The 13,326-nt window shown below is 49.9% G+C and carries 6 protein-coding genes; 2 read left to right on the top strand and 4 right to left on the bottom strand.

Features of this window, described 5'->3' with window-relative positions; translation table 11 throughout:
• Nucleotides 1–143: 143 nt before the first annotated feature.
• Complete coding sequence (locus QQK89_RS29755; protein ID WP_434481759.1) at nt 144–3,989, bottom strand: fibronectin type III domain-containing protein; 3,846 nt, start codon at nt 3,987–3,989, stop codon at nt 144–146.
• Between the two features lie 322 nt (nt 3,990–4,311).
• Between QQK89_RS29755 and QQK89_RS24595 the strand changes: the two genes are divergently transcribed.
• On the top strand, nt 4,312–6,027 hold the full coding sequence (locus QQK89_RS24595) for a sensor histidine kinase (RefSeq protein ID WP_284241354.1): 1,716 nt from the start codon (nt 4,312–4,314) through the stop codon (nt 6,025–6,027).
• A 158-nt stretch (nt 6,028–6,185) separates the two neighbouring features.
• Nucleotides 6,186–7,820, top strand: a complete 1,635-nt coding sequence (locus QQK89_RS24590) for a response regulator transcription factor (protein ID WP_284241353.1) — start codon at nt 6,186–6,188, stop codon at nt 7,818–7,820.
• A 40-nt stretch (nt 7,821–7,860) separates the two neighbouring features.
• Here the strand turns inward: QQK89_RS24590 and QQK89_RS24585 are convergent, their stop codons facing one another.
• The 3 genes from QQK89_RS24585 to QQK89_RS24575 form a co-directional block, all read right to left on the bottom strand.
• Complete coding sequence (locus tag QQK89_RS24585; RefSeq protein ID WP_284241352.1) at nt 7,861–9,969, bottom strand: galactose-binding domain-containing protein; 2,109 nt, start codon at nt 9,967–9,969, stop codon at nt 7,861–7,863.
• 178 nt (nt 9,970–10,147) lie between these two features.
• Complete coding sequence (locus tag QQK89_RS24580) at nt 10,148–12,271, bottom strand: GH92 family glycosyl hydrolase (protein WP_284241351.1); 2,124 nt, start codon at nt 12,269–12,271, stop codon at nt 10,148–10,150.
• Nucleotides 12,261–13,319: a hypothetical protein gene (locus QQK89_RS24575; protein ID WP_284241350.1), complete on the bottom strand. Its 1,059-nt coding sequence runs from the start codon at nt 13,317–13,319 to the stop codon at nt 12,261–12,263. Before QQK89_RS24575 ends, QQK89_RS24580 begins: the two co-directional genes overlap by 11 nt.
• Between the last annotated feature and the right edge of the window lie 7 nt (nt 13,320–13,326).

Genomic DNA, 13,326 nt, shown 5'->3' with positions numbered 1-13,326 from the left:
TGTATGGTTATCTAATAGAGCGTAGGGCCGAGAAAGATAGATAGATATAGAAAAGCGGCCCCAATTGGGACCGCTCCTATTAATTAATGTTATTAAATAATGTTGCTAATTAACGCTGTTAATCTTTCCTTTAATTCTAGTTATTAATTACTCGTTAACGAATAGTCGTCGAAGAAGAATGTACCGCGCATGTCTTTGAAATACGTATAGATGCGGACTGTCGCGGTATTGGCAGGCGCAGTGTATGTTCCGTTCACATTCACCCATCCGGAGGTTGTGGTTCCGTTGTAAGTCGTAATGGTATTGTCAGCAAGCATGGTACCGGAAGCATCGAAGAACTGAACTTTGAATTGCAGCGTGCTTCCCGTATTGGAGGTAATGTTCAGGTATCCATCAAACGTGTAGGCTTTGCCTGCCGTAGCCGCAACATCCTGATACCAGCCGAACCATGGTCCGGAATCGCCGTTAATGCGCATCGACGAGGAGCCAGAACGATAAGTCGACGTGTTGCGGGATACGTAATAATCCTGTTCATACGTCCACGAAGCCGGGCGATTGCTGCCGTTGTCCGTCTCAAAGCCCGCATTGGCGAGCAGATTGCCGCTGCCTCCGGATGCCGCATTCGTCGTTACGTTAAGCGCGCTGCTCGCCGCGGATACGTTGCCGGCTGCGTCCTTCGCCTTAACCGAGAAGCTGTAGGCTGTAGATGCCGTCAGGCCTGTTGCCTGATAAGTGGTTGTGCCAGTTGTCGAACCTACTAACGTTGATCCTTGGTAGACGTCATAACCGGTAACGCCTACGTTGTCCGTTGATGCCGTCCACGACAGATTCACTATCGTCGCCGTTTTCGACGGTGAAGTTAAACCGGTTGGAGCAGTTGGCGCGGAAGTATCTGCAGCCGCATTCGTCGTTACGTTAAGCGCGCTGCTCGCCGCGGATACGTTGCCGGCTGCGTCCTTTGCCTTAACCGTGAAGCTATAGGCTGTGGATGCCGTCAGGCCTGTTGCTTGATAAGTGGTTGCGCCCGTTGTCGAGCCTACTAGCGTTGATCCTTGGTAGACGTCATAACCGGTAACGCCTACGTTGTCCGTTGATGCCGTCCACGACAGATTCACTGTCGTCGCCGTTTTCGACGGTGAAGTTAAACCGGTTGGCGCTGTTGGCGCCGTAGTATCCGTTGTCCCGCCGCTGCTGCCGTCGGTCGTCAAAGAGAAATCATCGAAATACAAGGAGCCGCGCAAATCCTTCATGTAAATATACACGCGGGCTTTGGCCGTATTGGCTGGCGCTGTATGTGTGCCGTTGACATTCACGAAGCCGGTAGTAGTTCCCGTGTGCGTATATAGCACATTATCCTGCAGCAATCCATTTGAAGCGTCCAGGAATTGAAGCTTGAACTGAATGGTTGTTCCGTTGTTTGCGGCAGCATTGTAATACCCGTCAAAAGTATAAGCTGTACCCGCTGATGCAGCCGCATCCTGGTAGAAGCCCAGCCATGGGCCGCTGTCCCCTGTCATCTTCATGGAAGCCGTACCGCTGCGTTTCACGGCCGTGTCCCGGTAGCAGAAATAGTCGTTCTCGCAAATCCATTGATCCGGCTTGTTGTTGCTGTTGCTTGTATCAAAGCCCGGATTCTGCAGCTTGTTGACCGGAATCGGCGCAAGCGTAGTTACGCTTATCGTGCCGCTGGCTGCGGATGTATTGTTACGGGCATCCCTTGCCTTCACATAATACGAATACGTTGTTAGTGCCGTCAGACCAGTATCGGTATAATTAGTCGTGGTGCCGCTGACTGTCCCCGCCAGATTGCCGTTCCGGTAAATATCATAAGCAGTTACTCCTACGTTATCGGTTGATGCCGTCCAGGACAGGTTGACGGATACATCAAGCTTGGACGGTGAAGTCAGATTGGACGGTGCCGAAGGCGCGGTTGAATCCGGCGGATTCGTTGTTACATTCAGCACATTGCTAGCCGCGGACACATTGCCGGCATTGTCCTTCGCTTTAACCGTAAACGCGTAAGCCGTGTTTGCGGTCAGTCCGGTTGCCGTGTATGTCGTAGCGCCTCCTGTGGATCCAATCTTCGAGGATCCGAGGTACACGTCATAATCCGTTACGCGGACATTATCCGTCGACGGCGACCAGGACAGATTGACGGTGGTGTCTGTTTTAGACGGCGAAGTCAGGTTTGCGGGCGCTGTAGGCGCAGTTGTATCCGGCGCGCTGCATCCCTCGCATTCGATTTTCACCGCGATATCTCTAGTGAAAGACGGTACATTGTTCAGGACAAGATTGCCGCCCGTTGCTTGTATGCTGCTTGTAGAACCGTAAGTGCCGGTATACGTATTGTAATAGGTTACGTTGTAATAGTTGTTCGGCATTGGGATCGTGAAGCTCATGCCGCTGACGGTTCTCGGATTCGTAACCGTGTGATTAGCTTGCGTGTCATTAATCCAGAGGTAAGCACGGGAATTATCCTTAAAGCCGCCCACCTTCGTGTTGTTGGACTGCAGACCATAATCGACAAACGGCATATTGATTAGATAATTTTCCGCCGGCTGTATGAAGTCCGCAAGCTGAGTATAAATCGCTTTGAAATTCGCTGGCAGCGCAAATCCTGTTTCAAAGATCCACCATAAGCTGCCTCCTGCGGCTCCTGCCCGGAAGATTGGCGCCCAAAGCGAGTTATGCATGTATTCGTCAATAGTTGGGTCCGTCGTCTGATCGGTATCTGCCTTGCCTACCTCTCCAATAAAGGCTGGTTTGCCCGGCGCAAGCGTGTGGAGGTTATCAATCTGTTCCTCCCATGCGTCAACAACGTTCGCGCTGGAATCATAACGGTGAACGTTGGTTGCGCTAAGAGTCGTTAATGTCTCCCATGATTGCTGACCCGATCCCGCATGATCCTTCCAAGCATAACTGGTCGTTGTCGGATGATGATAGAAATCAAGACTTTTCCAATAATTATCCATCGTTGCATGCCAGCTGGCGCGGTTGGCCGCCGAAGTATCCACGCGGTTATCGGACTCATTCCAATATTCCAGCATGCCTAGTGCGCGGCTATAGCCGAAGCGGGCAAACATATAACGCAACAGCTTTTTCTGATAGGAGATAGCTGTCGGATTTGTCCAGAAATCGGCGTTGTTCTCCGAATAAGTAGACGGACCGCCGTTCGCTTGATTGTATGCGTTTACATTCCATTGGTAATACATATCCCCGAAGCTGTTCATCGTCAGCATAATATATACGCCGTTTGCCGATGCGGTATCCAGCATCTGATCCATGCGGGCCTGATTATCCAGCTGGTATTTGCCGATCCCGGCGTAATTAATGGTCAGTCCGGCTTCATTGGCCGTTATGGGTCCCCACTCGGCTGCAAAGCTGCTCCACCAACAGGAATACCATACGCGCAAGAAGTTCATTTTTGCCGGCAGCAGATTCGGGATTTCAGTCGTAACCGCGGTAGAGTCTGACGTGTTGTTCCATGCAAAGTTGGTTCCAAGCAAAGTCAACTGGGATCCGTAGCTGTCCACGAACCGATCCCCTTGAGCCGTCATAAATCCTCGGTTATTGCCGGCTCCCCCTGCCGTGAAGGTATAAGCCTGCGAAGTACCGGTTCCGCTCGCGTCGGTAACGGTGAGCACAACGTTATGTACGCCTGCCTGGCGCGGAGAATAACGAACAGCCCATTTCGGTGAAGAATCGGACCGGTAGAAACCCGGCACGGATTCCACGGTTCCGTTAGGAGTCGTGAAGGTAGCGCTCACGTTAACCTCATCCGGATTAAACGGATTGGTATAAGCCGTGCTCAAATTGAAAGTCATTTCAAATTTGTCATACATCGCTGGAGTTGAGGTGTTCATCGATACATTGCTAAACGTGGTCGCGGCAGATGCCAAGCGGTTTGCCAGCGGCAAGCTTCCCGTCGCAAGCAGCAAGCTCAAAAATAGAATTAAAATTGGCTTGCTCTTAATAGCCGTACTGCGCATGAATGTTCACTTCTCCTTTTTAATTGGATGGCACGGAACTTGACTCGTAACCTCCTCTCATCGCTTGTGGTTCCCATTGTCGGCGATCAGGTGCATATTAACAACCTAATAAACGACACATTTTCACCTGCTTAAGGAGTGGAGCACCAACCAATTCGTATTGTTTCTGGGAGATATTAGGCAGAAGCGTCTTCGGACGCAATCTTCCTTTCTCAACTTTATATGTACCGTTCTCAACTTCCTGTATCTCATCCATTGAAAGAATGCGTTTACAAGTTATACTTAAAAGTAAAATCCTCCATGGAGAAGGTGAAGGTGTTCCTTGAACATCCTGCGGCGGCTGACTTTATACCCAAAGCTTGTACTTACTTTTCTGGTCATCGTTATTCCCTTCGTTACGATCAGTCTCCTCATTAATATTCGCAGCGAACGCCTTGTCCGAAACGAAATTACCGAATCCATGCAAGCGAAGGTTAACTATTATATGAATGCGCTCGAGGATGACTTTGGCCCGCTCGTTACGCTTCAGCAGCAATATACGGTGGATGACGATATATTAAATCTCGCCTACTCTTCCATTATTATGTCGAGCGAGCAATATACGAAGACGATTATGAATACGCAGAAAAAGCTGCTTATTCTGAAAAACTTAAGTCCGTACGTGGATGACGCGTTTGTTAATATCCCTTCCCTTCATAGGAAAATCTCGGCTTTATCGTTTAACGATCTGAATCCGGATGAAGCCGCAGCCTTGAATCAGATGGCCAATACTTATGAATCTCCTTTTCTCACTTACCAGAATCATCTCTGGTTAAGTTTGCCTTATCCGAACCGGCCGCCAATTGGCGAAGGGTTTACCATAGCGCTTGAAATTTCAAGTTACGCGATTAAAAATTCATTGTCCGGCTTTCTTGTCGACGGGAATGGCGGCGCCATGCTTATCAGCGACGATTTCTCCTGGAACGAAACAAGCGGCAGCGTGCCTGCTCATCGGGATCAATTCAGAACGCTCATCCAGAATCAATTGGAAGCCGGGCTAAACAGCGGTTATGAAGTATTCAAAGACGAAGATGCGACCTACTACGGTTTCTATGAGAAATCTTCCAAATTAGGTCTTACCCTTGCCATCTTCGTCGACGAGAACAGCTTTATTGGTCCGCTCAAGCAATACTCGTATTGGTTATGGAGCATTTGCATTGCGGCTCCCCTTCTCATCCTGCTCTTCTCTTATCAGCTCTATCAAGTCATTCATACCCCGCTAAAACGTTTGGTCGGCGCCTTTAAAGGTTTGGAAAAAGGCGACTTGTCTACCCGGCTGAATTATCGGTCAAGGGATGAATTTAATTATTTGTATCTTCAATACAACCGAACGGTATCCCGACTGCAGGATCTGATTAATGAAGCCTACGTCCATCAATATCAGATTAAAGTCGCAGAGCTCAAGCAGCTCCAATCCCAGATTAACCCGCATTTTCTGTATAATAGCTTTTTCAATCTATACCGGCTTGCCAAACTTCACGAGAATGAGAAAGTCATCGCTTTCTCCAAGCATCTGGGCGAATACTTCAAGTACGTGACCAAAAACGCAGATTCAGTGCCACTGGAGCAAGAAATCAAATTTTGCCGTTCTTACGCCGCTATTCAAGGTATCCGATTTGACGATCATGTACGGGTTGAATTTGGAGAAGTACCGCAAGCGTTCGGGAAGCTCCAAGTTCCGAAGCTATTCCTTCAGCCATTAGTGGAGAATGCCTACCAGCATGGACTGGAAGACCAGACGGAGGCGGGACTCGTCAGGATCACGTTTGAAGAGTTCGCAACCCGCGCCGAAATAACGGTTGAAGACAACGGCGTGTTGACGGATGAGAAATTAAGCCATATCGTTGCCTTACTCACGGATGCCGATTATTCATCGGAAAGCGAAGGCTTGCGCAACGTTCAGATGCGCATTCGGCTCAGCTTCGGCGAAGGCGCAGAGCTTAAGGCGGACCGTGGTATTCTTGGCGGCTTGCGTCTGACCATGACCATTCCGTTATAGCTTATGCTCTCGATGCTCTCGAAGTATGAATCATCACGATGTCCTCTAGGAGGACATTATGGTGATAATTCATTAGGCTTATGCTTTCGAAGTATGAATCATCACGATGTCCTCTAGGAGGACATTATGGTGATAATTCATTTTAGGAGGAATTAACGATGCTTCGACTAATCATCGTAGATAATGAACCTATTATTGTCCGGGGCTTGAAGCAACTGCTTACGGAAGAAGCACCGTTCGAATTAGACGTGTACGGCGTTCATGCGGCGGAAGAAGCTCTGAAATTGTTCGGTTCGATGCGGTTTGATATTGCCTTGCTCGATATTCGGATGCCCGGCATGAACGGACTCGAACTGCAAGCGCGGATTGTGGAACAATGGCCGCATTGCAAGGTTGTCTTCTTATCCGGTTATGATGATTTCAACTATATCCAGACGGCATTCCGTAATGGCGGAGTGGATTACGTGCTCAAGATGGACGGAGATGAAGCTATACTGGAAGCTATACAGAAAGCGATCAACGAATTGTCCCGCGCAAGCGAAATGAGCCGGTTGATCGATCAAGCGAAGGAAAAGCTGCAGCAGTCGCTCTCTTCCTTGCAACGCGATTATGTCAAACAGCTGCTGCACGGCTTAGGTCCCGTCAAACAAGAGAAACTGGAAGAGCTGCAAATCGGGCTTGATGCCTCTTCCCCTTCCCTTCTCCTGCTATCCCGATTCGACAGTTGGCATCCATCCCATACCGATTCGGACAAAACGCTCATGTATTACGCTCTGCACAATATTGCCGGCGAATTCTGGTCGGGATGCCGTTCCTTCAGCGTGATGCTCGAAGCAAACGTGATGGTAACGTTTGTCCAGCCCTCTCCGGAAGAACATTGGCTTAACGGCCGTGGACATTGGACCCGCTTCGTCATTGGCCAACTGGAGATGATCCAATCCGCTTGCAAGCAATACCTGAAGCTGCCGGTGTCCTTTGCCGCCAGTAACGAACCGGTGGATTGGAATAAGGTCTATCTGAAATATTCCGAGCTTAAGCAGATGATGTTCTATGGCTTTGGACAACGAACGGAAATGTTATTAACCGATGTGGTGAACCGTAATTTCTCAACCGACAGCTCCCCTCTCGTTGGGGACACGATCATCAAAGCGCAAAGCCGTCTGAAGCAATTGTTAACTTCGGACATAACGATGGAGAATCGGCTGCTCTATGATTTTGACGAACTTGCCGATATATCCCGCAAGCTGACGAGCGATCACCCTTTTCTCTATGAAATGTATAACGGCGTCGCTTACACGCTGCTCTCCGCGATCAATCATCAACCCCGGAAGGAAGAATTTCCGAATGATTGGCCAAAGAAACTTATTTCATTGGATACGCACGCTACTTGGGAAGAGGCACTCGACTATTTACGCACGATCATTATCCGGTTGCAACTTCTTCGCAATCAAGAGAGTGAAGCGGGAACCCATCTATTGGTTAACAAGCTCAAGTCTTATATTGACAGTCATTTGGACGATGATCTATCCCTCGTACGGCTAGCCGAAACGGTCTATCTCAATCCGACCTATTTATCCCGGCTGTTTAAGATGCAGACCGGTCAAGGAATATCAGAGTATACGGCCGAGCTTCGGCTAACCAAATCCTGCGATCTGTTAAAGTTCTCCAAGCTCAAAGTCCAGGATATTGCCATGAAGGTAGGATTCGATTCGGCAACCTCCTTCGGTCGATTTTTCAAAAGAGAAATGAACATGACGCCGCAGGAATACAGGGATTCCGCTGCCGTTAGTTAAGTAAAGAGCCGCTGGCGATTGCCGGCGGCTCTGTTTGTTTTTATTGGAATACCCGGACGTAATCAACGAACATATCAACCTGGTTGTTATACCTCGACAAGTCAATCGGCCATCCCCCGCCAAGGGCAAGGTTCAGCATGAAGTACATCGGCGTTTTGGCTTGCTCGAATGTCGCATGCCGCCACACTTCTACGTTATCGATATAATAGATCGTATCGGTTGGCGTAATTTTGGTGCCATAAATATGCCATGTCGAAGCATTGTCGCCAAATGTAAAGTTAGAGGACGAGCAATGCGTCTCATGCATTTCCGGACTACCCGCCCACCAGTGCTTGGCTTGGCAAGCGCCGCTTGGATCTTGTCCGTAAGCTTCTACCGTATCAAGTTCGGCTGTGGATGGCACACCTTGCGAAATGCTGTTCTGCGACATGAGCCAGAAGGCAGGCCATGTGCCTTTACCCGCCGGCATCAGAATACGGGCCTCGAAATAACCGTAAGTAGCGGCAACCCCCGTTCCGTCTGTCCGAACGGACGATAACAAACCTCCCGTATAGGTACGGTTCCACCCCATCGGATCAACCGTTCCGGCTGGCGCTTTGCTGGCCCGAATCCGTAAATATTGGCTGCCCAGAATGGCAAACGGATTGTTGGCTCCGCTATTGTCCGCAAAGATCGCGTCTCCGAATTCCGTGCCGTTAGGAGCATCCGGTTTGGCTGTTGCATAAGTAGCGCCTGCGCCGGTTCTTGTAGCGGACAGCGGACCAGCGAAGTCATCTTGGAATAATACGCTCATGCCGGAAGCTTGGGCCGGAGCAGAAGGAATGCCTTGCTTCCAAGTTACGCCACCTTCATTGTACAACTGCAGATAACAATTGTCAGAGTGCGAGAAGTTCGAATTGCCTTCTTCGGAATCCCATGAGCTAAGTACAACCGTGATGGGTCCATGCGGGAATTGGTTGGCGTGGAACGTGACTTCGCCATAACCGTTCGCATCCGGCGTTACTCTTGCAAACCAGGAGTCGTATCCGTTTGTATTCGGATTTGCGGTATCCGGCTGATGCCAGGATCTTGCCCATACGTTTTTCATCCCCGGCGCATAGAACTTAATCGTAATATCTCCGTTAATGGATGCGCCATACGATGGCGACACGACGCTAAGCTGGTATTCAGGATAGTTGCCGGGTGTCCCTGTACCATCCGAGGTGCCGAAATAGTTGATTTCGGTCACGCCGGAGGATGAACCGGCTTGCGGCGTAAATACCACTCTCAGCTTCGATGTCGAAACCGGCGTGAACGTCACTGTGTTGACCTGGTTGCCGGCTGGAGCAGCCGGAGATTTCGACTGGTTGGCTGCATTGACCCAAGCGGTGCCATTCCAGTATTGAACATTATACGAGGCCGGTGACTTCACCCCACCTCCGTCGTCAAATAGGTAGATCTGAGCTTGAGTTACGGTGGAAGCAGCACTCAGATCCGTCTGCAGCCAATCGGTCGTGTTTGGCGACTGATAGCTGGTCCAACGATTTCGTGGCGAGTCGTTATAAGAGATTATGCCGTCATTGGCTTGTGCTGCGCTATCCGAACTAAAAGTATAGGATGCGGAAGTTGTTCCTTGCAGTTCTGTACCGCCTGGAGGTGTCGTTGGCGGCGGATCCGTAGAAGTATCCGACCCGTAGCTGATCTCGGATACGCCGGATTTCGCACCGCTCTGATGCGTAAATACGATTCTGAATTTGGAAGCGGAAACGGCGGTGAATGTTACTTTGTTCAACTGATTGCCCGTTGGTGCAGCAGGAGATTTTGTTTGCGATGCAGCGTCAGCCCAAGCTGTGCCATTCCAATATTGCACTTTGTAGTTGCTTGGCACTTTGACCCCGCCGCCATCATCAAACAAATACAAATCTGCGCTGCTTCGGGTTACCGCAGAGCCAAAATCCGTTTGCACCCAGTCCGATGCGTTTGGAGATTCGTAAGCCGTCCAGCGGTTTTTCGGCGTATCGTCATAAGAAATGACGCCGTCGTTCACTTGGTTAGTCTGATCCATGAAATACGTGTACGATGCGCTGACGGTTGCCGTGGTGTCGTAAGCGTACGCCTGCATATTCGAGAACAATCCAGTGAATACGCTTACAATTGCAAGCGGCAACAAAACTTTTTTAACTCGTAATCTCCTGCCAAACATTAATCATCCCTACCTTTCGAAGATTATAGTTGCAAGACTATTATATCGTTGCCGCGCTTTGGCGCCATCATCCGAAACCTACTTCTAGTCTACCGAAATCTACTTTTTTCCTTTAAACGTTACAAAAGCCGGAGGACGACGAGCATCAGCTCGTCACACCCCAGCTTTTATTAGGTCTTGGCCCCATGTGCAAGACTAGCGTTCCGCCATTAGCGATATCTTCATGTCTGATCCAGGCGTGGTTATACGGCTCTCCGTTCAGCTCGGCTGCTTGGATGTATTTGTTGACATCCGAGCCGTCCGTCGCCCGTATGGTGAAGGTTTTGCCATTCTGCTGCCGGATTCGAACTTCGCTAAACAGCGGACTGCCGATATCATAGACCGGTTTGCCCGGGCATACGGGATAGAAGCCCATAGCCGAGAACACATACCAGGAGGACATCGCTCCGTGGTCTTCATCCCCGCAGATGCCAAGCGGTCCGTCGTTGAACCAGAGCTTCATGATCTCTCTTACCTTGCGCTGCGTTTTCCAAGGCGTGCCGGCATAGTTGTACAGGTATGGAATGTGGAAAGCAGGTTCATTGCCCATGCAGAACTGCCCAATCAATCCGGTCGAATCCGGAAATTGGTTCAGAAATTCATACTTGGACCCACTGTATTGTTCGGTAAAGAGCGCATCCAGCTTCTTCTCGAAGTTGATGGCCCCTCCAAACAATCCTATTAATCCATCAATGTCATGCTGGACGTGAAACGTATAAATCCAGGCGTTGCATTCCGCGAAATAGTCTCGTCCGCCTTGTCCCCCGCCCCGCTTCGGATCGTAACCTTCTACCCATTCCCCGTCCGCTGATTTTGGTGCCATGAAGCCGATTCGTTCATCAAACAGGTTCTTGTAATTAGACGCGCGATTCATGAAATAAGCGTAGTCGTCTTCCTTGTTGAGCGCTTTGGCAAGCTGGGCGACGCACCAATCGTCATAAGCATGCTCAAGGGTAACGGATACGGCTTGTCTTCGCTCAAACCCGTGAACTTCAGCCACGGATTCGGTTTCCCCATGTGCCAAAGCCGGGAAAAACCCTTTCTCCGCGTAGATCCGATCCAGCTCCGTGAGCGGACTGTTGTCTGTCCAAGGGAGCATCGTCGCGTTCATCGCATTGTGGCGTATGGCCTCGTAGGCTTGTTCCAGATCGAAGTTAACTTCGCCTTTATGATAAGTATCCGCGATAAAAGCGGCGGCATGATTGCCGGTCATATAGGGGCGGTCGCCATACAGACCCGGGAATTGCGGCAGCCATCCGCTTTGCTTGAACATCTGAAGATAAGAGGAGATCATCTCGGATTGTCTGCCCGGTTCAAGCAGAAGCTGCAAGGGATGCAGACAACGATAGCTGTCCCATAGATTATCAAGCGTATAGAAGTCCTGATTGCCCGTTTCGTGGACGGCAAGGTCAAACCCGCTGAAATATTTGCCGTCTTCGGTAATATTCATCATCGGAAGCAACGACCGGTATAAAGCGGAATAAAACGTTGCACGCTGCGATTCCGATCCGCCGTCTACTTCAATTCGGCCAAGAGCCTCATTCCATATGGTCCGCGCTGCCCGCTTCGTTTCTTCAAAACCTTGCTCTCCAATCTCCTTCTCCATGTTGATCTTCGCTTGCTCTGCAGAAAGATGGGAGATACCTACCCTAACCTCAAGAACCTTCGCATCAGTAAACTTGCCGAGTTGTAAAGCTAGTCCCGCTGGGGATTCGGTTAGAGAGGACTCTGCCTCAAGCAGAGCATTCGATAGCTCCATGTAGACATAGTGAGAGACGCCTTGAATCATTGTCCGGCCGGTAAGTTGAAGCTCATCCGTGCGAGAAATCACGCCATCCTTCGGGAGCTGAACCAGCAGCCTTGCATCCGTATTTGCCGGATAGACAACCCGGAAATACGCGCTAGTCTGTAACGCGGTATAGGCGATCTCAATGTCCGAGTCTTCTAGCAGAACCGAGTAATAATAAGGGGTCGCCGTTTCCAGGTCGTGATCATAAGCAGAAGTGACATCGCTATCACCATCATGTATATAAGGCATTAGCGTCGAACAGCCGATCTGAAAACCATAGATTCGGTCTGCCAGATAACGGTCCGTTACTCCCGGATTCGTCACGGGCACAACTTGAGCCATACCATGCGGCAGCGAAACGATCGGGGCTGTCGAAGTCAACAAATGGCCGATCGATCCTACGTAAGGGTTAACATAATCAACGGGATCTCTATCGTTCACCTTCACTACTCCTCTCTTCTATCGGCACGCTGGTCGCCAGAGCGATACAGCGGAACTCGCCATAACTTTCCTGTATGATCGCCGGATCATCCGGGCCAGCCGGTCTGCATGCGCAATAAAAATGATAGAAACGATCCTTCCAATAAAGGACGGACGATTTGTGCGCATGCGTCTCATCCAATTGTCCAAGAGCACCTACGGGAATCGATGGTTCAGAACCTATATGCCACTCCGTCAAATTATTAGACACGGCAAGCAACCCTTGTGCATGTCGGCCATCAAAGCCAAAGCCGAAGTTCACCCACAACTCGGCGCCGCGATCGTACCGGATGTACGGGTCGCTGACATATTGACTGTAAAAAGTGTTTGCCTGCGTACGAAGTACGGGCTCCGCGGATACTCTCGTCCAGTTGATCAAATCATCGGACACCGCCGCACCCGTCTCTTCCGTCCATGGCCATTCCGATTGGTCTTTCGCATTATAGAACATCCAATATCTGCCGCTTGCTTCAACAAAGCAGCATTTGTACAAGCCTGCCTGCTCCCAATTACCGCCGTTCTCGTAGGTGAAGATCGGATCGGGTAACCTATGCCACTCAAGCAGGCTATCGTCTTCGCACCAGGCGAGCCCCATCTTGGCCCCGCCGGCCTCATAGCCGTATTCGGGATACGAGTGATAAATCATCCAATATTTATTGTCCAGCTTTTTTAACCGCGGCAGTTCATACAAATCATTGCTCTCAAGCAGGATCCAAGAACCCGCGGCACCTACATGATCCCATCTGGTAGCATCTTCGCCGCGGTCTAGGATGATCCCTTCTTTTTTCCAGTTGATTAAGTCCGTACTTGTCGCGAGTGCCGTGCGATACCCCAGCCCGTCAAAGCCGATATGCATCATATAAAATCGATCTTTATGATAAAAGACAAACGGACAATCTACAGCCCAGGCATCATAGGAATCACTTACGCCAGAACCTTCAAGAACCGGTTTGTCAATCTTATATTCCGTACTCCAACGTTCTTTGTCTTCCAGTCTGATCCGATCCATTATGTTC

The organism is Paenibacillus glycanilyticus, assembly GCF_030161375.1.
Classification (GTDB): domain Bacteria; phylum Bacillota; class Bacilli; order Paenibacillales; family Paenibacillaceae; genus Pristimantibacillus; species Pristimantibacillus glycanilyticus_B.
The sequence above is the reverse complement of the archived record's forward strand: the minus strand, read 5'-3'. Positions and strand labels throughout refer to the sequence as shown.

Excerpts from the sequence above, each read along its gene's own strand:
- QQK89_RS24590 (WP_284241353.1), top strand. The coding sequence starts at position 6,186 with ATGCTTCGACTAATCATCGTAGATAATGAACCTATTATTGTCCGGGGC.
- QQK89_RS24575 (WP_284241350.1), bottom strand. The coding sequence starts at position 13,319 with ATGGATCGGATCAGACTGGAAGACAAAGAACGTTGGAGTACGGAATAT.
- QQK89_RS29755 (WP_434481759.1), bottom strand. The coding sequence starts at position 3,989 with ATGCGCAGTACGGCTATTAAGAGCAAGCCAATTTTAATTCTATTTTTG.